17 protein-coding genes, 1 tRNA gene and 1 pseudogene are annotated in these 23,090 nt (G+C 61.0%); 6 read left to right on the forward strand and 13 right to left on the reverse strand.

Going from position 1 to position 23,090, the window contains the following annotated elements; genetic code table 11:
* The first annotated feature begins 72 nt into the window (after positions 1 to 72).
* Positions 73 to 1,281: an amino acid aminotransferase gene (locus NQE15_RS15560; protein ID WP_265942575.1), complete on the forward strand. Its 1,209-nt coding sequence runs from the start codon at positions 73 to 75 to the stop codon at positions 1,279 to 1,281.
* A gap of 45 nt (positions 1,282 to 1,326) precedes the next feature.
* Here NQE15_RS15560 and NQE15_RS15565 read toward each other — a convergent pair whose 3' ends face one another.
* Positions 1,327 to 2,919: a hypothetical protein gene (locus NQE15_RS15565; protein ID WP_265942576.1), complete on the reverse strand. Its 1,593-nt coding sequence runs from the start codon at positions 2,917 to 2,919 to the stop codon at positions 1,327 to 1,329.
* A gap of 165 nt (positions 2,920 to 3,084) precedes the next feature.
* Here NQE15_RS15565 and NQE15_RS15570 point away from each other — a divergent pair.
* The 4 genes from NQE15_RS15570 (at position 3,085) to NQE15_RS15585 (ending at position 6,423) form a co-directional block, all read left to right on the forward strand.
* Positions 3,085 to 3,160, forward strand: a tRNA-Asn gene (locus NQE15_RS15570).
* A 277-nt stretch (positions 3,161 to 3,437) separates the two neighbouring features.
* Complete coding sequence (moaA, locus tag NQE15_RS15575) at positions 3,438 to 4,511, forward strand: GTP 3',8-cyclase MoaA (protein WP_265942577.1); 1,074 nt, start codon at positions 3,438 to 3,440, stop codon at positions 4,509 to 4,511.
* Positions 4,512 to 4,526: 15 nt separating this feature from the next.
* Positions 4,527 to 5,519: a sensor domain-containing diguanylate cyclase gene (locus NQE15_RS15580; protein ID WP_265942578.1), complete on the forward strand. Its 993-nt coding sequence runs from the start codon at positions 4,527 to 4,529 to the stop codon at positions 5,517 to 5,519.
* Positions 5,520 to 5,562: 43 nt separating this feature from the next.
* Entirely contained in the window at positions 5,563 to 6,423 is an 861-nt protein-coding gene (locus NQE15_RS15585; RefSeq protein WP_265942579.1) for a putative bifunctional diguanylate cyclase/phosphodiesterase, read from the forward strand.
* A gap of 112 nt (positions 6,424 to 6,535) precedes the next feature.
* Here the strand turns inward: NQE15_RS15585 and typA are convergent, their stop codons facing one another.
* The 8 genes and pseudogenes from typA to NQE15_RS15625 all read right to left on the reverse strand — a co-directional run bounded on the left by typA (position 6,536) and on the right by NQE15_RS15625 (position 19,131).
* A complete protein-coding gene (gene typA, locus NQE15_RS15590) occupies positions 6,536 to 8,374 on the reverse strand; it encodes a translational GTPase TypA (RefSeq protein WP_265942580.1) in 1,839 nt (612 codons plus the stop codon).
* A 105-nt stretch (positions 8,375 to 8,479) separates the two neighbouring features.
* On the reverse strand, positions 8,480 to 8,869 hold the full coding sequence (locus tag NQE15_RS15595; RefSeq protein ID WP_265942581.1) for a group II truncated hemoglobin: 390 nt from the start codon (positions 8,867 to 8,869) through the stop codon (positions 8,480 to 8,482).
* 27 nt (positions 8,870 to 8,896) lie between these two features.
* Positions 8,897 to 11,032, reverse strand: a complete 2,136-nt coding sequence (locus NQE15_RS15600) for a YgiQ family radical SAM protein (protein ID WP_265950309.1) — start codon at positions 11,030 to 11,032, stop codon at positions 8,897 to 8,899.
* 149 nt (positions 11,033 to 11,181) lie between these two features.
* Positions 11,182 to 13,668, reverse strand: a complete 2,487-nt coding sequence (locus NQE15_RS15605) for an ABC transporter permease (protein ID WP_265942582.1) — start codon at positions 13,666 to 13,668, stop codon at positions 11,182 to 11,184.
* Positions 13,665 to 15,752, reverse strand: coding sequence for a putative bifunctional diguanylate cyclase/phosphodiesterase (locus NQE15_RS15610; RefSeq protein WP_265942583.1), 2,088 nt, complete (start codon positions 15,750 to 15,752; stop codon positions 13,665 to 13,667). The genes NQE15_RS15605 and NQE15_RS15610 overlap by 4 nt, the downstream gene beginning before the upstream one ends.
* A 27-nt stretch (positions 15,753 to 15,779) precedes the next feature.
* Positions 15,780 to 17,138 (reverse strand): DNA repair protein RadA, encoded by a 1,359-nt coding sequence (gene radA, locus NQE15_RS15615; protein WP_265942584.1) that lies wholly within the window; start codon positions 17,136 to 17,138, stop codon positions 15,780 to 15,782.
* Positions 17,139 to 18,232 (reverse strand): annotated as a pseudogene (gene alr / locus NQE15_RS15620) (alanine racemase).
* Positions 18,229 to 19,131 (reverse strand): LysR family transcriptional regulator, encoded by a 903-nt coding sequence (locus NQE15_RS15625; RefSeq protein ID WP_265942585.1) that lies wholly within the window; start codon positions 19,129 to 19,131, stop codon positions 18,229 to 18,231. The pseudogene alr and the gene NQE15_RS15625 overlap by 4 nt, the downstream one beginning before the upstream one ends.
* A gap of 274 nt (positions 19,132 to 19,405) precedes the next feature.
* Between NQE15_RS15625 and lplT the strand changes: the two genes are divergently transcribed.
* Positions 19,406 to 20,671 (forward strand): lysophospholipid transporter LplT, encoded by a 1,266-nt coding sequence (gene lplT / locus NQE15_RS15630; RefSeq protein WP_265942586.1) that lies wholly within the window; start codon positions 19,406 to 19,408, stop codon positions 20,669 to 20,671.
* Between the two features lie 7 nt (positions 20,672 to 20,678).
* Here the strand turns inward: lplT and NQE15_RS15635 are convergent, their stop codons facing one another.
* The 4 genes from NQE15_RS15635 to NQE15_RS15650 are packed head-to-tail and all read right to left on the reverse strand — an operon-like array spanning position 20,679 to position 22,959.
* Positions 20,679 to 21,482 carry a uracil-DNA glycosylase gene (locus tag NQE15_RS15635; protein WP_265942587.1) on the reverse strand — a complete coding sequence of 268 codons (804 nt, stop codon included), beginning with the start codon at positions 21,480 to 21,482 and terminating at the stop codon, positions 20,679 to 20,681.
* Positions 21,479 to 21,940, reverse strand: a complete 462-nt coding sequence (rimI, locus tag NQE15_RS15640; protein WP_265942588.1) for a ribosomal protein S18-alanine N-acetyltransferase — start codon at positions 21,938 to 21,940, stop codon at positions 21,479 to 21,481. The genes NQE15_RS15635 and rimI overlap by 4 nt, the downstream gene beginning before the upstream one ends.
* Positions 21,937 to 22,626, reverse strand: a complete 690-nt coding sequence (gene tsaB / locus NQE15_RS15645) for a tRNA (adenosine(37)-N6)-threonylcarbamoyltransferase complex dimerization subunit type 1 TsaB (protein ID WP_265942589.1) — start codon at positions 22,624 to 22,626, stop codon at positions 21,937 to 21,939. Before tsaB ends, rimI begins: the two co-directional genes overlap by 4 nt.
* Before the next feature lie 39 nt (positions 22,627 to 22,665).
* On the reverse strand, positions 22,666 to 22,959 hold the full coding sequence (locus NQE15_RS15650; protein WP_265942590.1) for a hypothetical protein: 294 nt from the start codon (positions 22,957 to 22,959) through the stop codon (positions 22,666 to 22,668).
* Positions 22,960 to 23,090: the final 131 nt, after the last annotated feature.

Genomic DNA, 23,090 nt, shown 5'->3' on the forward strand with positions numbered 1-23,090 from the left:
AAATTCTTCGGTTATTCCTCGCGTAGCGAAGGCGCTGCGCGGACAGTGTTCCTATTATTCCATGGAGTCTTTATGTCCTCTTCGATCTTTGCTGCGGTGGAAATGGCCCCGCGTGATCCCATCCTCGGCCTGAACGAATCATTCAATGCCGACACGCGTAGCACCAAGGTCAACCTCGGCGTTGGCGTCTATTTCGACGACAACGGCAAGATTCCCCTCCTCGCCGCCGTCAAGACCGCCGAAGATGCCCGCGTCAAGGCGGCGCTGCCGCGCGGCTACCAGCCGATCGAAGGCAACCCCGCCTACAACACCGCCGTGCAGAACCTGCTGCTAGGCAAGGACTCCGAACTGATCGCCAAGGGCCAGGTCATCACCGCCCAGGCCCTCGGCGGCACCGGCGCCCTGAAGATCGGTGCCGATTACCTGAAGCGCCTGAACCCGAACGCCAAGGTCTACATCAGCGCCCCGTCCTGGGAAAATCACCGCGCCCTGTTCGAATCCGCCGGCTTCGTCGTCGAGAACTATCCGTACTACGACGCGGCCACCCGTGGCGTTAACTTCGCCGGCATGAAGGACTGCCTGAACAGCCTGGCCGCCGGCTCAGTCATCGTCCTGCACGCCTGCTGCCACAACCCGACCGGCGCCGACCTGTCGGATGCCCAGTGGGGCGAAGTCGTCGCCATCTGCCAGGAACGCGGTCTGGTGCCCTTCCTAGACATGGCCTACCAGGGTTTTGCCGACGGCATCGATGCCGATGCCGTGGCCGTTCGCGCCTTCTCTGCATCCGGCCTGCAGTTCTTCGCCTCCAGCTCGTTCTCCAAGAACTTCTCGCTGTACGGCGAACGAGTCGGCGCCCTGTCCATCATCACCGCCAGCAAGGACGAATCGGCTCGCGTGATGTCGCAGGTAAAGCGCGTCATCCGCACTAACTACTCCAACCCACCGACCCATGGCGGCGCGCTGGTTGCCGGCGTGCTGGCATCTGCCGAACTGCGCCAGATGTGGGAAGCCGAACTGGCCGGCATGCGCGATCGCATCCGCGCCATGCGCACCGGTCTGGTCGATGCCATCAAGGCTCAAGGCGTAACCCAGGACTTCTCATTCGTTGCCCAGCAGCGCGGCATGTTCTCCTACACCGGCCTGACCGCCGCCCAGGTAGATCGCATGCGCGAAGAGTTCGGCATCTACGCTGTGTCCACTGGCCGCATCTGTCTGGCTGCGCTGAACACCAAGAATCTGGACTACGTGGCCAAGGCCATCGCGGCCGTCACCAAGGCCTGATCGCCTGTTGCACCAGTCAAAGGCGAGACTCCGGTCTCGCCTTTTTTATTGAGTGCCCGAGGCCACCAGATCCGGCAATACGCCAGAAATCCGGACCGGCACGACCCAACTCGATACCGACGTCTTTATCCCCACTGTCAGACTGCCATCTACAACACGATCGCGGTTGACCACAAACTCCCCTGCGGCGGTCATCATGCCGACATCCAGGTGAACGTCGCGCCCCATTGTCCGGCCTGAATTGATCGTGAGCTTCGCGCGCAGGCGGTCAAATTTCGTTGCTCCCGAACGCACTACCGAACCCGTTCCGCGACGAGCCACTTCGCCGAGGTCTACACCGTGCAAAATGCCCCGGGCAACATCGGCATCCAGCATGGCCTCAACACTGTGCCACAGACTTTCCCAGTCGTTGCCGCCGCCCCGCAGGCGGAGGGTGCCGCCGAGTTCCCCTTCCAGCCTTAAGGATGGGGCAAAAGCTGCGCTAATCATGCGGCAATCCAGCCGGCTCAGCGTTGCTTCTCCGGCCATGACCAAGCCGCTCCGCCAGTCGAGCAGCCAGTTTCCCTTGACGATGCCGCCCAGAAACACGGTATCCAGATTCTGAATCAGCAGCTTGTCCTTTTGCAGGAGGCCCTTGGCCTGCAGAGAGCTGAAGGAAGCCGGCAAACCTCCCGGCTTCCAACCCAACCCCTCGATGTTGAGCAGTATTCCCTGAGGACTTGGCGCCGCTTCCAGCCGAATGCTGTGTTCGGCTGCCTGAAATGACGATCTTTCGACAGTTCCATCCGCCTTGAACAGAATTTCGCCGGAAATATCATGAAGAGCCAGATCGCGAATGCTCACCAGACTATGGTCGACACGAAGTTGCTGAATCAGCAACTTGTTTTCCGAGCTTGCCGGCACCGCGCCGAGCGTCGAGAAGATAGCAACCAGTCGATTGGCGGTCAGCGCAGCGCCGGAGGCAGTCACACTGGGAATCCGGCGCATCCCGCTACCGAGCAACAAGTGAGGGGATGCAATATGGATTGTTTCGATCCGGGAATCGGCTTCCTCCCCGAGACGGATGTCCTCCAGATTCAGTAGCGGCATCGGTGAAAAACTCAACCCAACATGGCCGATTTTCACCGGGGTCTGCAAGTACTGAGTCGCTGCACTCTCGATTGCCGGCTTCAAATTGTCATAAGGATAGAAAACTCCGAGTCCAATCAGCAAAACGACGATGAGCAGCAATCCGCTGGTGATCGCTTTCCGTACGGAAATCCTCCTCTCGCCGTCACGGAGCAGCACCTCAGGCGGCCGATCGGGTTCAAACAGAAACTTTTCGCCTCCCGCCTTCGGTGAAGGCCTCGGGGATGGTTTGTCGAATGAGTGGGAATGCCTGCCAACCTCCCCCGGACCCGCTACTTTTTCGGTAGTGGGCGTTTTGGGACCAAAAGTTGAGAATTGTGAAAGTGCGGAAATCTGGTCATTTCGGGCTTGCAGCTTGTTGTCATCCCAAATCGACACCGCTTCGAAACTAGGCGAGATAAACCCGCCTTCTTCCAGTTCCCGCAATGCGCTTTCGACCAGATGCAAATTGCCGATCTTCGCGGCCAGATCCTGGACCGTCAGATTGCCGTCGACCAGGACGAGCACCATGCGCAGATTGCGTTGGACAACGCGTGTACTTTGCCTTACCGCCTCGTCCCCGGTCGGCGTTTTTGCGTAAACTAGTTTAGGTTCCATAAACCAAGGTTTTTCTTCTTAAAATACTACAAGATGCTTGACGCTAGAGGGGTCGCTCCCTATAATGCGGACCTCTGTTCCTCGATAGCTCAGTCGGTAGAGCGCCGGACTGTTAATCCGTAGGTCCCTGGTTCGAGCCCAGGTCGGGGAGCCAAATGTTTCAAGCAAAAAGCCCAGGTCAAAAGCCTGGGCTTTTTGTTGTCAAAATTTTTTCGCAGCATGGATTTTGTGTCGCCGAGTTTCACAATGCAATCGCCGTATGCGTCCCTATATCGGACCCATAATAGCACCAGCCCTCTTGCTGAGTTGGAGAGTCGCGCCGCCAGGAACTTTACGGTTTTTGATCCATCTACTTGTGTGGAGAGGCGTCGATACTGATAATCACCCATGAGACAACTGAGTTGCCCTTTCGGCAACAACGAAAATAAACCATGCATAACGAAACACTGAGGCCGGAATCCACACCAGCCGGGTTTGCCGACTTCAAGCCGACCATTGTGTCAACAACTCAACAGCACGCCGACGGCACGCTGGTCGATAAGTATGGGCGACGTATTACTTATGTTCGGCTATCGATTACCGATCGCTGTGATTTTCGTTGCACCTACTGTATGGCTGAGGAAATGACCTTCGTGCCGCACCACGAAGTGATGAGCCTTGAAGAGTGCCTTCGCGTAGTTACGGTTTTCGCCGGACTCGGCGTCACGAAGTTGAGAATTACCGGTGGCGAACCGCTGGTTCGTAAGAACGCCATGTGGCTGATCGAGCGCTTGGGCGCCCTGCCCGGCATTGATAACCTGGTATTGACCAGCAACGGTTCGCAACTCGATCGTTTCGCCCGCCCGCTTCATGCTGCGGGGGTGAAGCGCATCAACATCAGTCTGGATACCCTGCAGGCAGAACGTTTCAAGAAGATCACCCGGATCGGCGACCTGAGAAAGGTCATGAGAGGGATCGAGGCCACTCGCGCCGCCGGCTTTACCCGAACCAAGCTCAACACAGTCATGATGCGCGGCACCAATGACGACGAATTTTCAGATTTGGTTCAATTTGCAGTCGATAACGAACTCGACATTTCCTTTATCGAGGAAATGCCGCTCGGCGATATTCATGGTCGAAACACCAGCTATATCTCCTCCGAAGAGACCCGCGACGTTCTGGCCAAACGCTTTGAGTTGCTGCCATCTACCGAGAACTCTGGTGGTCCGGCGCGCTACTGGCGCATACCCGGTTCCGAATCGCGTATCGGCTTCATCTCGCCACATAGTCACAATTTCTGCGATACCTGCAACCGCGTGCGGATTACGGCCAAAGGCGAACTTTACCCCTGCCTGGGGCAAAACGATGCGATCAACCTGCTCCAGGTCCTGCACGCCCATAGCAGCGACGATGCCTTGCGCCAGGCCATCATGGACAGCATGGGTATCAAGCCCTACGGTCACGATTTCACCAAGCAGATGGATGAACCGCAGGTCGTTCGTTTCATGTCGATGACTGGCGGCTGACCAAACCGCCGGTCAATGCACCCGCCTTCCGGACGCCACACGTCGCAGCACCGACAATCACTTCGCCAGCGCCTATGGCTGACCACCAGCCTGCTCGCCCTTCTTGTCATCGGCGCCTGGCGCCTGCATGTCGGTACCGACTGGCTGGCCAATACGCTGCTCGCCTTCACACTAAGTGCGTTTGCCCTCTTGGTCTGGAGCGAATGGCACAAGTTGTGGCGCGTGCGACAGGCTTACGAAATGGCCATGCTCGCCGCGCACGATGGTTTTTGGGAATGGAACCCGATCAGCAAAGAACTCCATACAGGTAGTCGATTGCTGGAAATCCTTGGCTATCAGGAAGATTTTCTTCCCGATACCCATGCCTGGCTAAAACTGGTTCATCCGGATGATGTCGCCCTCTACAATGCTGCCGTTGCAGAACATCTCAAAGGCGAGACCGACTACTTCTACTGCGAATATCGGGTCCGGGCTCACAACGGTACCTATATCTGGATCGCCTCGCGTGGCATTGCCGTCCGTGATCGCCGGGGTCGGGCCTACCAAATGGTCGGCTCGGTTACCGACATAACCGACCGGCGCAACCACCAGGAGGCCATGGAGTTCTTGGCCCATCATGACGACCTGACCGGCTTGCCCAATCGCCTCCTACTCGCCGAACAACTCGCCGAATCAATCGAGCGCGTCCGGCAACGCAGCGAACGCCTTGCAGTTTTGTTCATCGATCTCGATCGCTTCAAGAACATCAACGACACCCTGGGTCACCGGGCTGGCGATCAACTGCTCCAGGGCGTTGCCCAGCGCCTGGGAGCCAATCTGCCAGCCGGCTGCCATTTGTTTCGCCAAGGAGGCGATGAATTCATTGTCCTGATGTCACCGGTCGCCGATTTGTCGGTCGCCCTGACTGCAGCCGGTCAGCTTCGAGAACTGATCACCACGACCTTCTCCGGGTTCGGGGCTGATTTCTTCACCAGCGCGAGCATTGGCATTAGCCATCTATCCGGATGATGCTGCGGACGGCGAAACCCTGCTGAAAAATGCCGATTCGGCGATGTACGAAGCCAAGGCGGCGGGAGGCAATTCGATTCGTGCACATACTGCCCTGATGAATCAGCGTCTGCTGGCACGCGTCACACTGGAAACCCAACTGCGAATGGCCATCGAGCAAAACGAGATGGAATTGCATTTTCAACCCCAGGTGGATGCTGTCAGTCGCCGACTGACCGGTGCCGAAGCTTTGCTGCGCTGGCGCCACGCCGGCCAATACATTCCTCCCGACCGTTTCATTCCGGTCGCCGAAGATACCGGGTTGATCATTTCGATCGGTGACTGGGTAATTGATCGGGCAATTGCCCATATTCTCGAATGGCGCCGCCTGACGGGAGATACGCCGCCAATCGCGATCAACCTGTCGCCACGCCAGTTCTGGCGCCCCGCCCTTTCACGCCTAGTGCTCGACAAGCTGCGGGCAGCCGGACTCCCACCTGGCGCACTGGAGGTTGAGGTCACCGAATCGGTGCTTCTCCATGCCGAAACCGGGAGTCTGGACGAATTGCAGAATTTCCGTGAATCGGGTGTCCGCATCGCCCTTGACGATTTTGGAACAGGCTATTCTTCACTCTCCTATCTGCGCCGGTTGCCGATCAGTATTCTGAAAATCGACCGATCTTTCATCATCGACCTGACCTCACCAGAGGAAAGCCAACGCAGCCAGGCGCTGGTCCGCGCCATTATCGTCATGGCCCATAACCTGTCCCTGACGGTGATTGCCGAAGGCGTCGAAACCACTGAGCAACTGGACTGTTTGCGCGCACTCGACTGCGATGTGATCCAGGGTTATTTGATCAGCCGCCCACTGCCGGCCAGCGAATTTGCTGCCAGATTCCTGGCCCAGCTGGAAAGCCGAGGCTGAGGCAACATCACAGGAAAATCGGGGCAGAAAAAAGGCGACCGAGTTGGTCGCCTTTTTTCTGCCCCGAGCCCATCCCTTATCGGGCGGCCCTGAGAATTACCAGATTATCAAATCATGCCCGCTGGGAGCGCTTGCGCTCGATTTCGGTCAGGAAGCGCTTGCGCAGGCGAATCGACTTCGGCGTCAACTCGACCAGTTCGTCTTCTTCGATGAACTCGACGGCGGCTTCCAGGCTGAGCTGGACCGGGGGCACCAGGCGAACAGCTTCATCGGTACCGGAAGCCCGGACGTTGGTCAGTTGCTTGCCCTTGATCGGATTGACCACGAGATCGTTTTCGCGACTGTGGATTCCGATGATCATGCCTTCGTACAACTTGTCGCCTGGGCTGACGAACATGCGGCCGCGATCCTGCAGCTTCCACAGTGCGTAGGCGACGGCTTCGCCGTTGTCCTGGGAAATCAGCACACCATTGCGACGCTCGGCTACGCTGCCGTCCTTGACCGGGGCGTATTCGTCAAACACGTGGCTCATCAGGCCGTTGCCGCGCGTCAGGTTCATGAATTCGCCCTGGAAGCCGATCAGGCCACGTGCCGGGATACGGTATTCGATACGGACGCGACCACGACCGTCCGGCACCATGTCCTGCAGGTCACCCTTGCGCATACCGAGGCTTTCCATGACGCCGCCTTGGGTATCCTCTTCGACGTCGACGGTCAGCATTTCATACGGCTCGCACTCGACACCGTTGATCGTCTTCTTGACGACGCGCGGACGACCGACGGCCAGTTCATAGCCTTCGCGACGCATGTTTTCGAGCAGGATGCCGAGGTGCAATTCGCCACGACCGGCGACGTCGAACACGTCACCGTTACCGGTGTCATGTACACGCAGGGCCATATTGGTCAGCAGTTCTTTATGCAGGCGATCACGGATCTGGCGGCTGGTGACGAACTTGCCTTCGGTACCGGCCAGCGGGCTGGTGTTGACCATGAACTGCATGGACAAGGTCGGCTCGTCGATCTTGAGCAGCGGCAGCGATTCCGGTTGCTCCGGATCGGTCACGGTACAGCCCAGCACCAGATCTTCAATACCGGTGATTTGGACGATATCGCCAGCGTGGCCCTCATCCAGCTCGATCTTGTTCAGGCCCTTGTAACCAAACACCTGGCCAATCTTGGCCTTGATCGGGGTGCGCTCATGTTCTGCAGCTTCTTCTTCGGTGCCGAACATGACCAGCACGTTCTGACCGGTCTTGACCTTGCCGCGATTGATCTTGCCGACGCCGATACGACCCACGTAGGAGGAGTAATCAAGGGCAGTAATCTGGAGCTGCAGCGGCGCTTCGATGTCGGTATCCGGAGCCGGCACATGACGAAGAATCGTATCGAACAGCGGAATCATGTTTTCGCGCGGCTGATCCAGTTCCATGGCGGCCCAGCCATTGAGGCCGGAAGCGTAGACGATCGGGAAATCCAGTTGCTCATCGGTCGCACCGAGTTTGTCGAACAGGTCGAAGGTCAGATTGACGGCCTGATCAGGATCGGCTCCGTCGCGGTCAACCTTGTTGACCAGAACGATTGGACGCAGGCCGAGGGCCAGCGCCTTCTTGGTGACGAAACGCGTTTGCGGCATCGGGCCTTCGGCAGCATCGACCAACAGGACCACGCCATCGACCATACCCAGCACGCGCTCGACTTCACCACCAAAGTCCGCGTGGCCCGGGGTGTCAACGATATTGATGTGAACGCCTTGGTACTCGACCGCAGTGTTCTTGGAAAGAATCGTGATGCCACGCTCTTTTTCCAGGTCGTTGGAGTCCATGACGCACTCGACCAACTGCTGGTGAGCGGCAAAAGTACCGGACTGGCGGAGCAACTGGTCGACCAGGGTGGTTTTACCATGGTCAACGTGGGCAATGATGGCGATGTTGCGAATGGGGCGAGCGGACATGCGGGCAACCTAAGTCTTTGATCGGGAAGGCGGGCATTCTAGCACATTCGGCCCGCCGCATGTTGCAGCGCAATAAGCCCAAATGACCCGGAGCCCCGCCCTACCTCAGCCTTCGCGATTGCGCATGAAATCGGCGGTATTGAAGAAATTACTCAACAACACCTTGCGAATATCTTCCTGGATACCGACATCCTCCATCGCCAGCACCATGCACGCCACCCACTGATCGCGCTCCTTGGTCCCGATGGCGAAGGGCATGTGGCGGGCCCGCAGTTTCGGATGGCCGAACTTCTCGACGAAGAGATCCGGGCCGCCAAACCAGCCGGAAAGGAACATGTAGAGCTTGTCGCGTGACCCCTGCAGGCTTTCCGGATGCATGGCCCGCAATTCGGCAAATTGTGGGGTGGCATCCATCAGTTCGTAAAAACGGTCGCAGAGCTTGCCGACGGCGGCCTCGCCGCCAATTTTTTCATAGGTGGTGGTCGTGTTTTCCATCTGTACTACTTCCCTGAGTCTTATGGTTTAACGTGGTTTGCGCGGGGCCAGGTTGCGTTTCGGTGCGACGGGGCCACCCGGACGAGCCGGACGTGGCGCCACGTTGCCGCGGGGCAGCGCCGCACGCGGCGTCTGGCGAGGCTGATTCTGGCTTGCTCTTGCCGGTTGGGCGCAGGCCTTGCCGGGCACGCTCGCAGGTTGCCAGGCCGGAATCAGCTGTTTCTTGCCATTGCCGATCAGGTCGGCGCGTCCCATTTCCTTGAGCGCCTCGCGCAACATCGGCCAATTGGCCGGGTCGTGGTAGCGCAGGAAAGCCTTGTGCAGTTTGCGCTGGCGGCCGTTGCGCACAGCCCCGACCTCCTCGCTGGTACGATTGACCTTCTTCAGCGGATTACGCTCGGTGTGGTACATCGTCGTCGCCAGTGCCATTGGCGTCGGCAGGAAGGTCTGTACCTGATCAAGGCGGAAATTGTTTTTCTTCAGCCACAGCGCCAGGTTCAGCATGTCTTCGTCGGTCGTCCCGGGGTGAGCAGCGATGAAATACGGGATCAGGTACTGCTCCTTGCCGGCCTCGCGCGAGAAGCGGTCGAACAGTTGCTTGAAGCGGTCGTAGGCACCGATGCCAGGCTTCATCATCTTGGAGAGCACGCCCTCCTCGGTATGCTCCGGGGCTATCTTGAGGTAGCCGCCAACGTGATGGGTGACCAGTTCCTTGATGTATTCGGGCGAGCGCACTGCCAGGTCGTAACGCAGACCAGAGCCAATCTGCACCTTTTTGACGCCCTTGATCGAACGCGCCCGGCGATACAGCGAGATCAGTTGCGAGTGATCGGTGTTCAGGTTCTCGCAGATCTCCGGATAGACGCAGGACAGTCGGCGACAGGCCGATTCGATCTTCTCGTCCTTGCACTTGAGGTGGAACATGTTGGCGGTCGGCCCGCCCAGATCAGAAACGATGCCGGTAAAGCCTGGCGTCTTGTCGCGCATTTCCTCGATTTCGCGGATCACCGAGTCTTCCGAGCGACTCTGGATGATGCGGCCTTCGTGCTCGGTGATCGAACAGAAGGTGCAGCCGCCGAAGCAGCCGCGCATGATATTGACCGAGAAACGGATCATTTCCCAGGCCGGAATCTTCGCCTCGCCATAGGCCGGGTGCTGGCGGCGGGCGTAGGGCAATTCGTAGACGGCGTCGAGTTCCTCGGTAGTCAGCGGAATCGGCGGCGGATTCAGCCAGACGTCGCGCTCGCCATGCGCCTGGACCAGCGCCCGGGCATTGCCGGGATTGGATTCGAGGTGAAAAGTCCGCGAGGCGTGGGCGTAGAGCACCGGGTCGTCCTTGACCTGCTCATAGGACGGCAGGCGGATGACGGTGTGGGCGCGCCGCGCCTTGCGGGCCGCCAGACGCTCGGCCTGCGACACGATGCGGACCGGATGTTCGCCGGGTGCCGTCGCCGCCGGGGCGGCACTGCCCATATCCATCGCATAGGGATCGGCGTGCTTGACCAGCGGCCCCGGGGTATCGACCGAGGTCGAATCCATGGCGTCCCAATCTTCGCCCGGCAGCCACCCCATCGGCACCATGAAGGCGGTGCCGCGTAGGTCGCGGATGTCGCCGATCTTCTCGCCCTTGGCCAGGCGATGCGCGACCTCGACGATGGCCCGCTCGGCATTGCCGAAGACTAGCAGGTCGGCCTTGGAATCGGGCAGCACGGAACGGCGTACCTTGTCCGACCAATAATCGTAATGGGCGATACGACGCAGGCTGGCCTCGATCGAGCCGATGACTACGGGCGTACCCGTGAAGGCCTCGCGACAGCGCTGGGCATAGACGGTGACGGCACGGTCCGGCCGCTTGTTGGGTTCGGCGTTCGGGGTATAGGCGTCGTCGGAGCGGATCTTGCGGTCGGAGGTGTAGCGGTTGACCATCGAATCCATGTTGCCGGCCGTGACGCCGAAAAACAGGTTGGGCTTGCCCAGCTTCTTGAAATCGGCCGCCGAATTCCAGTCTGGCTGACAGATGATGCCGACCCGGAAACCCTGCGCTTCGAGCAGGCGACCTATCAGCGCCATGCCGAAGCTGGGGTGGTCGATGTAGGCGTCGCCGGTAATCAGGATGACGTCACAGGAATCCCAGCCGAGCGTGTCCATTTCGGCGCGCGACATCGGCAGGAAGGGGGCCGGGCCGAAACGGTGGGCCCAGTATTTGCGGTGGCCGAACAGCGGTCGGCTGATTTGAGTATTTGAATCCATGCACTATTTTACCTGAGTGAACCGGTCAACAATACATCCTCGCTGCTGACACGGAAGCGCAGTTAGCCGGCGGCACGCAGGGCAAGCAACGGTGGCGTCTGCAACAACCGACGCATCGCCCACCAGCCGATACTCATCGCGATAACTGCACCGCCCAGCGCGGAGATGGCCGGCAACCAGGGATCGGCGCGCATCTCAATCTGGAATACCTGTTGCGCAATGACCTGGCCGAGCAGCATGGCACCGGCGGCGGCGATCAGGCCAGCGATACCTCCGACGATGGCCAGTTCGACCAGCATGGCCTGGCGCAACTGTACCCGGTGCGCCCCGAGCGCCCGCATCACCGCCATTTCGTAGCGTCGCTCATCAAACGCGGTAAACAAGGCCGAATAGAGCACGATGGCGCCGGCCACCAGCGTAAACAGGAAGATGAACTGAACTGCCCGGGTAACCTGCCCCATTACTGTCCGGAACTGCTCAATCACGACGCTGATGTCGATCACGGTCAGATTCGGAAAGCGCGCCACCAGTTGCGTGCCGAATGCCGGATTCTGCTCCGGCAGATGAAAGCTGGTGATGTAGCTGGCCGGCACGTCCTCAATTACCCCAGGCGGAGTCAGCACGAAGAAATTGACCCGCATCGAATCCCACTCCAGCTTGCGCAGGTTGCTGACACGAACCGTCTTCTCGACGCCGGCAATCGAGAACAGCAGTTCATCGCCGACCTTGATGCCTAGGGTCTGGGCCAGACCCTCCTCGACCGAAGCCAGGCCCTGCCCGGCCTCGCCCGGAGCAAACCAGCGGCCCGCCGTCACCCGGTTGCCGGGCGGTAGCATACTGCGCCACGACAGGTTGAATTCCCGGGCGACCAGCCGTTGCGCCCGCTCGTCGTCAGGAAAACTGCCCGGGTTGATGGCCTGCTCGCCGATCCGTAGCAGGCGCGCCCGGACCATAGGTGCCAGCTCGGCCTCGACGCCAACCGCGGAGAGCATCGCGGCTATGGCCGGGCGCTGGTCGGGCTGGATGTTGATGATGAAGCGATTGGGCGCATCGGCCGGCAAGCTCTGCTGCCAGGCATCGAACAATTCAGCCCGGGTGACGGTGAGCAGCAGCATGGCCATCAGGCCGATGGCCAGCGCCACGATCTGCAGTGCCGCCGACGGGCCGTGTCGGCCGAGATTGGCCAGGCCCTGCCGCCAACCAAAGCTGGAAGGTCCGCGCAAACGGGCCACGCTGCTCACCGCGAGCCGCCCGAGCAGCCAAAACCCGCCGAGCGCTGCTGTAAACCCGGCGATCGCCAGCCCCCCCAGCTTGGCATCGCCAGCGACGACGACGATCAGCCCGGCGAGCAGGCAAAAGCCGAGCAGATAGCCACCGAGCAGAAAAGGCTGGGGTGGCCCCAGTTCGCGGCGCAGCACGCGCAAGGTCGGCACCCTGGAGAGTTGCAGCAGGGGTGGCAGCGCAAAGCCGAACAGCAGCACGGCGGCCACTGCTGCACCCTGCCAGAGCGGTAGCCAGCCAGGCATGGGCAAACTGATGGCGAGCATCTTGCTGAGCCAGCCGACCAAAACAAAATGCGCGGCAAAACCGCTCAGGCAGCCAACCACCGCCGAAATCAATGCCAACCAGCCAAAGAGCTGGCCGTGCAGGCTGATCAGCCGGCCCTGGGTCAGCCCCAGGCAGCGCATGATGGCGCAGGCGTCAAGGTGGCGCTGCATGTAACGACGGGCTGCGAGCGCCACCGAAACGGCCGAGAGCACGACGGTCAGCAAGGTGGCAAGACCCAGGAAGCGTTGCGCCCGATCCAGCGCGTTGCGAATTTCCGGCCGCGCATTCTCGGCATCCTCCAGCCTCTCGCCGAGAACCAGTTGCTCCTTCAGCCAGCTCTTGAAACGGCTGATCGCTTTTTCGTCACCGGCGAACAGCAGGCGGTAGCGCAGTCGCGACCCGAACTGGACCAGGCCGGTAGCCGGAATGTCATCCAGATGCATCAGCAGACGGGGCGCCAAGCTGAAGAAGTTGATGCCCCGATCGGGTTCCAGCGTCAGAATCGCCGCGACGCGAAAATGCTGCCGGCCGACCATCACCTGGTCGTTTGGACCGACCTGCAAGGCGGTCGCCAGCCGCTCATCAAGCCAGACCGCACCGGGCTCCGGGCCGCCGGCCACCGGCAACCCTGCCTCGCCGAGACGCATCGACGTGGATAGTTGACCACGTAGCGGATAGGTTGGGCTGACCGCCTTGAGGTCGGCCAGTTGAGCTTGCTCGCCGGCAATCACCATGCTGGGAAAAATCAGGGTTTCCGCCATCCGCAGGCCACGCCGCCGCGCTTCGTCGACATACCGCTCGGGCAAGGGATGATCGGCGATCAGCACCAGATCCCCACCCATCAACTGTTGCGCTTCGCGCTCCAGGGTCTGGCGTACGCGGTCGGCAAAAAAGCCAACCGCGGTCACGGCGGCGACCGCGATGGCCAGTGCCGCGAACAGCAGGCGCAGCTCGCCGGAGCGAAGCTCCCGGCCAAGAAGCCGCCAGGACAGAGCTATCACTGAGCTGCCGCCCAGCGGGCGCGAAATTCGACCGGGTTGACCGCCCGTCCGTGAAGATGCCCCTGCAACTGCTGACAACCCAGTTGCGCCAGAAAGGCGGCTTGCTCGTCAGTTTCGACCCCTTCGGCGACAACCTCGAAATTCAGGCTGTTCGCCAGCTCCATGATGGTTCGGATAATCGCCTCGTCGCCGGAATTGCTGCCGATGCCCATGACGAAGGAACGGTCGATCTTCAACTGCTGCACCGGCAGCATTTTCAAGTAGCTCAGCGAGGAATAGCCGGTGCCGAAATCATCCAGCGCCAAACTGATACCCAACTCGCGCAAGCGCAACAGCACGCTGCGGGCGTCGCCGACGCCCATGACCACCGATTCGGTCAGTTCCAGCTTCAGGCTGGCGGCATCCATGCCGGTTTCGTCGAGAATGTCACGCAGGGTGTCAATAAACTCGGGTCTTTCCAGCTGTTTTACCGACAGATTGACCGAGACCCGCGGCAGGTCGAATCCGCTCCGCCGCCACTGCATCACCTGCTGGCAGGTTTCGCGCAATACAAGGTTGCCTAGCGGGATGATCATTCCCGAATCCTCGACCAGCGGAATGAAGCTCGACGGCATGACCAGACCGAGTTCCGGGCTGTTCCAGCGGACCAACGCCTCGGCCCCGACCAGCCTGCCACTCAGCGTATCGACCTGGGGCTGAAGGTGGACGGAAAACTCGCCGTGGTCAAGCGCCCGGCGCAGCAGGTTTTCCATGCGGATGCGCTCCCTGGCATCGCGCGTCATTTCAGGGGTATAGAAATGGAACTGCCCGCGGCCCACAGCCTTGGCGCGATACATCGCCGTATCGGCATTGCGCATCAGATCAAGAACGCTCGAGCCGTCGCCCGGAAAGAGGCTGATGCCGATCGACGCCGAGAGGAAGAGTTCATGGTCGCCCAGACGGAAGGGAGTGTCGAAGGCGTCGATGATCTCGCGGGCCAGCATTTCCACCTCTTCTTCGCTGCGTACCGCTTCCATCAGGCAGATGAATTCGTCTCCGCCCAGGCGGGCCAGCATGTCGATCAGCCCGACATGTTCGGAAAGCCGCGCCCCGACAGCGATGAGCAACTCATCGCCAACGCCGTGGCCCAGGGAGTCGTTGACCTGTTTGAACTGGTCGAGGTCGATGAACAAGACAGCCAGCCGTTGGTCTTCCTGCCCCGACTCCTGCAGGCTGTACTCCAGCCGTTCAATGAAACAGCGCCGGTTGGCCAGGCCGGTCAAGGGATCATGATAGGCCAGGTAATTGAGTTTGCTCTCGGCTTGCCGCCGCTCCGAAATCTCGGCCTTGAGCTGGGTGTTGGTGCGCTTGAGCTCGTCGGTGCGCGCCTCGACCTGAATCTCCAATGTGTCGCGCGCCGCCTCGATATGCCTTTCCTGCTCCTTGAGGATGCGCTGGGCGCGTCGCACCACCACGTACTGCATCAGGTAGAGCGCGGCAAAGACCAGGAAAACGCCGGCCGTGACCCACCACAGGCTGCGCTGCAACTGGACCATGAAGGGTGTGACGTCCTGATAGAGTTCGAAGACGCCTTCAATTGACTGGTCCTTGGCCATTACCGGGATGTAGCTCGCCAGCACATCGACTTCGGCCCGTGCCCCCTCGAAGGTATCGATACTGTTCCGATGTGTCAGATCGCTGGTCACCACGCCATTCATCGCAGCGCGGAATCCGGCGTTATCCAGACTGTTTTCGCCGATCTGTGCCGGGTCCGATGAAAAGACCGTCATCCCCAGACGGTTGTAGATCTTGACCCTGATCACCGCCGTGTGGCGCATCAGGGCAACGACGCTCTGCTTCAGTTCCTTGGCCTCGACGGATTGCTTGAGGAAATCCGCATCGCGCCCAACCGAGGCGTCCATCAGATTATCCAGGGGGTTGCGCAGCGAATTCTCGAAAACCTGCGCCATCGCCACATTACGGCTTTCGGCCAGTTCGGTAATCTGCTTCAGCGAAAGTTGCCGGTAGAACGGTCCCAACACCCCGGCCGCCAGCACGATGAGGATAAAACTGACCGTCGAGAAGTAGCGCGAAAGGTTGAACATGGTGGCGGAGATCAGTATTCCGGCAGCTTATTCCAACTCACGGATCCGCGCCACCGCTTCCTCGACGCGCCTAACGGCGATCACCTCCATGCCTGCAATCGCCTGTTTCGGCCGATTGGCCTCGGGAATCAGGGCCCGGGTGAAGCCCAGCTTGGCAGCTTCCTTCAGCCGCTCCTGGCCGCGCGGTGCCGGCCGGATCTCGCCGGCCAGGCCAACCTCACCAAATACTATAAGTTTCGATGGTAGAGGCTTGTTTTTCAACGACGATGTTATCGACAGCAGTACCGCCAGGTCGGCCGCCGGCTCGGTGATCTTGACGCCACCGACGGCATTGACGAAGACATCCTGGTCAAAGCACACAATCCCGGCGTGGCGATGCAGCACCGCCAGCAGCATGGCCAGCCGCTGCGCTTCGAGGCCGACCGTCAGGCGCCGCGGATTGCCGTGGGCACTATCGACCAGTGCCTGGATCTCGACCAGCAGGGGACGCGTGCCCTCCTGCGTCACCATCACGCAAGAGCCTGCGACGTCCTGGCCATGTTGCGACAGGAACAGTGCCGAGGGATTGCTCACGCCTTTCAACCCAGTTTCGGTCATCGCAAACACGCCGATTTCATTGACCGCGCCAAAGCGGTTCTTGATCGCCCGCACCAGGCGGAAACTGGAATGGGTATCGCCTTCGAAATAAAGCACGGTGTCTACAATGTGCTCCAGCACGCGCGGCCCGGCCAGCGCTCCGTCCTTGGTGACGTGGCCGACGAGCAGCACGGTGATGCCGGACTGCTTGGCCAGCCGCGTCAGCTGGGCCGCGCATTCGCGAACCTGGGCCACCGAACCCGGGGCGCTCGACAATTGATCGGACCACAGGGTCTGGATCGAGTCGATCACCGCCACCTGCGGTTTTTCCGCCTGCAAGGTAGCGAGAATGCGCTCCAGGTTGATCTCGGCCATCAGTTGCAGATCGCGGGTGTCGAGGCCAAGCCGGCGGGCGCGCAAAGCCACCTGTTCGCCCGATTCCTCGCCGCTGACGTAGAGCACCCGGTGCTCGGCCGAGAGATGGGCCAGCGCCTGCAACAGTAGGGTGCTCTTGCCGATGCCCGGGTCGCCACCGATCAGCACCACTCCGCCGGAGACCAGTCCGCCGCCGAGCGCCCGGTCGAATTCGCCGATCCCGGTCGCCACCCGCTCGACTTCACGGGCCTCGATTTGCGACAGCGTCTGCAACCGTGCCGTCGGCGCCAAGGACTCGAAGCGATGCCCCGTGCTTTTCTCGGCCACGCTTTCGACCAGGGTATTCCACTCGCTGCAACCCGGGCACTGGCCCTGCCATTTCGGGCTGCTCGCCCCGCACTCGCTACAAACGTAGATCGACTTCGCCTTGGCCACTCAGATATCCCCGATTTCCACCGGCACCCGCGGCGCCAGGGCACAGAACAGTTCGTAGGCAATGGTGCCGGCTGCGGCCGCCACCTCGTCGGCCGGCACCTCGCCGGCGGCTCCCCTGCCCCACAGCGTGACCGGGGCGCCGATGCCGGCTTCCGGGATGGCGCTCAGATCGCAGGCCAGCATGTCCATCGACACCCGCCCGACCGTCTGCGTACGCTTGCCCATCACCGCGATCGGCGTACCGTTCGGCGCATGCCGGGGTAACCGTCGGCATAACCGCAGGCGACGACACCGATCCGCATCGGGCGCTCGGCCACGAAGGTACCGCCGTAGCCGACGCGGTCGCCGGCCACCAAATCCTGCACGCCAATGATTCGACTTTCCAGCGCCATGGCCGGTTGCAGACCGAGTTCGGCAGCACTCTGTTCGGCAAAGGGGCTGGCGCCATAGAGCATGATGCCCGGCCGCACCCAGTCGCCGTGCGCCTGCGGGTGACGCAGGATGGCCGCCGAGTTGGCCAGACAGACCGGACCACTCCAGTCGCCGGCCAAAGCCCGGAAACGCTCAAGCTGACCAGCGATGCCGCGCTCGCCGTCGGCTTCGGCAAAATGGGTCATCAGCGTGACTTCGATCTGCGGTATCTGACGTAGCGTCTCCCAGGCCTTGGCCAGGGTGGGCGCTGTAAAGCCGAGGCGGTTCATGCCGGTATTCAGTTTCAGGCAGACCGCGACCGGCGCATCGAAACGCCCGGCCCGGACCAGCATTTCGAGTTGCTCCAGACAATGGATCACCGTCGTCAGGCGGTGCTCGATCACCGCCCGTACGTCACGCGCACTGAAGATGCCTTCAAGCAACAGAATCGGCTGGGTGACGCCGGCTTCGCGCAAGGCGACGGCGTTTTCGCACTCCAGCATGGCAAAGCCGTCCGCCTCGCCACGCAGCGCCTCGACCGCCCGCCACTGGCCGTGTCCATAGGCATTGGCCTTGATCACGGCCCAGGCCTTGGCGCTGGAGGCATGACGCTTGGCCAGGCGATAGTTGTGTAGCAGGGCCGCCGGCGCGATACGCGCCCGGATGGGACGGGAAGTCTTCATAAAGCCAGATCTTTCAGTTTGCTCTTGGCAAAGTCGATAAAGGTCGCGGCCAGCCGCGACTGGAAACGGTCCTGGGGATGAACGAGATAGAGGCTGCGTTTCAATGGCGGATGCAACGCAATGGCGACCAGTCCGCCGAGCCGGATCTCCTTGTCAACCACGGCCCGCGAGACGATGGCAAATCCGAGGCCGGTCGACACGACGCCTTTCAAGGCCTCCGGGCTCCCCAGCTCCATCTGGGTCTTCAGCGTTTCCGGAGCGATCTTGTGGGCGCGGAAATAACTGTCGGTAATTTCCCTGGTCCCTGAACCCGGCTCGCGGGAAATGAATTCATAATCGGCCAGCACTTTCGGCGTGACCGAGGTCATGCCGGCCAGCGGGTAGTCCGGCGTGCAGATCACCTGCAACTCGTCTTCGCAGCAAATCTGGCTGGCTAGCCCGGGAAGTTTGGCCGGCGCCTCGATCAGGCCGATATCGAGCGTGTGCTCGGCCACCCGTCCTTCGATGCTTTCGGAATTGGCGACGAACAGCCGCGCCCTGACCTGCGGGTAGAGCGCATTGAATTCGCCCAGCACGCGCGGCAGCATGAACTCGGCAATCGTCGTGCTGGCTCCGACCAGCAGCGGGCCGCGCATCTCGCCGGTCATTTCGCCAAGACGGGTTTCCATCTCGTCAGAAAGGGCGAGAATCTTTTCGGCGAAGGAAAGCACCAGTTCGCCGGCCGGCGTCAGCGAAATGCCGCCGTGGCGCCGTTCGAACAGTCGCGTACCGTATTGCTCCTCGAGTTGCTTGATCTGAAAAGTCACCGCCGGCTGAGACATGAATAGTGCATCGGCGGCGCGGGTGAAGCTCAGATTTTTGGCTACGGCATGAAAGACCTGCAAGCGCCGGTCAGCCATGATGGTTCTCCATTATGAGTGCGGGCGATATTCAATCACATTCTCGAACGCTTCCGCCGGGCACTTCGGGTTTTGATCAAAATTCAGGAGTCCTTGCGGCATTTCCGATGCTGTCATCGCAATTTAACCTCGCACCGTCAGGCTCTCCACCACCCCATCACGATTCGCGCTAACCGGCCCGCCGATACACAACTCGAACCGCACCGCAAGCCTTGCGCCACTTCCAAAGCGTGGTATAACCCTCGACCAAAGTTATAACGAGACAAAAGTCCAAGTGCCATTTGGCTTCTACATCATCATGGCAGCGCAGTTCTTTTCCGCGCTGGCCGACAACGCTCTGCTCATAGCCGCCATCGCCGCGCTTCGCGAGATGCATGCGCCATCCGAGTACGAACCGCTGCTCAAAACCTTCTTCACGGTCTCCTACGTCGTGCTGGCGGCGTTTGTCGGCGCCTTTGCCGACTCGATGCCAAAGGGTCGCGTGATGTTCATCAGCAACCTGATCAAGATCGTCGGTTGCAGCATGATGTTCTTCGGTGCCCATCCGCTGCTCGCCTATGCCGTCGTCGGCCTTGGCGCTGCTGCCTACTCGCCGGCCAAATACGGCATCCTCACCGAATACCTGCCGCATCGCCTGCTGGTCGTCGCCAATGGCTGGATCGAGGGCCTGACCGTCGGCGCCATCATTCTCGGGGTGGTCATCGGCGGCACCCTGATCCGCCCGGAAATTTCCCAGGTCCTGCTCGCCTTCGACTTTCCGCTGATTAACACCGGGGTCGATACCGTCGGTGAAATGGCCTTGTCGATCGTTGCCGTACTCTATTTACTGGCGACGCTATTCAATCTTTACGTCCCGGATACCGGTGTCGATCACAAGCAGCTGAAGAAGAACCCGTTCTTCCTGATTCACGAATTCAACCATTGCCTGGCGCTACTCTGGCGCGACAAGCTGGGGCAAATATCCCTGGCGGTCACCACGCTGTTCTGGGGCGCCGGAGCCACACTACAATTCATCGTCATCAAGTGGGCCGATACCGCACTCGATCTTGGCCTCTCCAAAGCGTCCCTGCTGCAGGGGGTGGTCGCGGTCGGCGTCGCCATCGGCGCCATCGTAGCCGCCAAGTACATCACGCTGCGTAAATCGGTACGGGTCATCCCGCTCGGCATTGCCATGGGTTTGATCGTTCTGATCATGAACTTCGTCAACAGCATCTGGCTGGCCGTGCCCTTGCTGATCCTGATCGGTGGCCTTTCCGGATTCTTCGTGGTGCCGATGAACGCCCTGCTCCAGCATCGTGGCCACATCCTGATGGGGGCCGGCCATTCGATCGCGGTGCAGAATTTCAACGAGAATCTGTCGATCCTGATCATGACCGGGCTCTACTACCTGATGATCCGGATGGACCTGTCAATCCACTGGGTGGTCACGCTGTTCGGCCTCTTCGTCAGCGGACTGATGTACATGATCCGTCTGCGCCATCTCGCCAACCAGAGGATTCAGGACGACGTCCAGCATCTGGACGACTCGGCCCATCACTAACCGTCGGTCAGAACGGCAGCACCGGGCTGGCCGCTTCACGCAAGACGCGGCGGGCAAATAGCAGATCTTCCCAGGCCTTGGCCTTGTCCGGCAGGTTTCGCAGCAGGTAGGCCGGGTGATAGGTCACGACGACCGGAATCCCGGCATACTCAAAACGTTTGCCACGCAACGAGGCGAGCGACTTGTCGTCGTGCAGCACGCTGTGCACCGCGACCTTGCCGAGCAGGACGATGATCTTCGGTTTGAGCAATGCAATCTGGCGTTCGAGATAAGGCCGGCAGGCAGCCAGTTCCGCTGCTTCCGGCGTCCGATTGCCGGGCGGCCGGCATTTCACCGCATTGCCGATATAGACCTTGTTGCCGCGTGCGATATCGAGCGCGCCCAGCATATTGTCAAGCAGCTTTCCGGCTTGCCCGACAAAGGGCTCGCCCTGGGCATCCTCGTCGGCGCCCGGCCCTTCACCGATAAACAGCCAGTCCGGATGCAAATCGCCGACCCCAAGCACCGCCTGCTTGCGCTGCTGACACAGCGGGCAGGCCTGGCACGTCGCTACCCGCCTGGCCAGTTCCGGCCAATCCAGGGTGTCGATATCGGCCATTCCCGACGCACCAAGCGGAGCGGCTGGAGCGATCGGCGGAGCTGGCTGCGCTGCCGTCGGTTGCAGTAGCGGCGGAGCCAACTCGGGCTGTCCGGTCGCGGCAACGGCGAGCGGGGCAGTAACGGATTCGGCGGCCGGCTGTTCGTTCTCCCGCAACACCCATATCGGCGAAATACCCATCTCGACCAGCATCTGCTCGCGGCTCAGGCTCATGCCAGTTCCTTCTCAAAAATCAATCCGTCCTCGCGGCCGACGATCGCGGGGTAGTAGCCCTTGCGTTGGCCGATCTGGCGAAAGCCGAAGTGCCGATACAACTCGACCGCCTTGTCGTTCGAGGGCCGGACTTCGAGAAACAGCATGCGTGCCCCACCCAGCCGGGCACACTCCATGGCGTGGCGCAGCAGCCGGGCGCCATAGCCCTGCCCCTGGTAACGCCTGCAGACACCAATGTTGAGCAGGTGCGCCTCGTCGATGACCGACATGACCACCGAAAAACCGATCAGGTCGCCACCCAGACGCAGAACCCAGACACTGTAGCCGGCGCTCAGCGAATCGGCGAAATTGCCCCGCGACCAGGGGAATGTCTGCAGCGATGCTTCGAGCGCCGCCACGGCATCGAGGTCGTGCTCGTTCATCGGGAAAAACTCGGCCGAAATTGACAGCTCGCTCACGCCCGTCCGCCGTCGGCCAGGCGCTCGGCCACCGTTTTGGCAACCTTGTCGCGGATATAGAGTGGCGCCGCCAGCGCCGGGTCGATACCCTCGCCCCGCTCGGCACGCGGCGCCGCCAGCCGAGCCAGGGCCGAAGCGGTCGGCAGAACCCCTGGCTGCACGTCAATACCGGCTGCCGTCAAACGTTCCTGCATGACGGGATAGGCCACCGGCGCATTGCCGCAGGCCAGCCAGACGGAATCACCGGGCAGCGCCACGTTGGACGGCGAGGCGACGCAAATCTCGCCGTCCAGCCGATAACCGTCGGCCACTCGCACATAGCGGCCGGAATAGACCTCACCCATCCGCGCATCGAGCAGCGCCAGCACGCGCTCGGCGCCGGTCAGCGCCGCCATCGCCTCGAGACTGGTGACTGGAATCAAAGGGATACTGGCGGCCACTGCCAAACCCTGGGCCGCACCACAAGCGATGCGCAGGCCGGTAAAGGCGCCCGGCCCGACGCCAAAGGCAATGGCATCGAGTTGGCTGACTTTCAACCCCGCATCGCGCAGCAGGTCGCGGACCAGGGGGAGCAAGGTTTCGGAGTGGGAGCGCCCGGTCGGGCAGAGTTTCTCGACCACTTCGCCATCACGCCAGAGGGCGCAGGAGCCAAGTTCGGTGGAGGTTTCGAGGGCAAGAATCAGCATGGGGCGCCATTTTACCGGAGGCACGCCCTGCTCGGGGCTTCAATCGCGGCGCCTGCCGTGTCCGCCCCGCCCATCGCGATAAGGCTGCCAGTCACGCTGCTCGCGGATTTCCTCGCGCATCCGGCGTCGGTCTTCGGGCGGCACGTCCCGCCAGCGCTGGCGCCGTTCATCACGCTGAATGTCGCGATCCTGCTGCCAGTGTTCGCGCATTTGCTGCCGCATCTGCCGGCGTTCTTCCGGCGGCAGATCGCGCCAATAACCCTGCGCCCAGCCAGTACCGGCCCCACCGAACAGGCTGAGGAACAACAGGGCGAGGACGAGACAGCGTTTCATGGCGATCGATGCTAGAACAGTTTTCATCTGCGGTCATTGTCCGTCCGCCCCGCGCGGACCACTGGCCGGAAGTGTAAAAGAATGTTTCCTGCGGCGGCGTGGCAATTCCTTGTTACCATTTCCCACGCTTC

The sequence above is a fragment of the Dechloromonas sp. A34 genome (assembly GCF_026261605.1).
GTDB lineage: Bacteria > Pseudomonadota > Gammaproteobacteria > Burkholderiales > Rhodocyclaceae > Azonexus.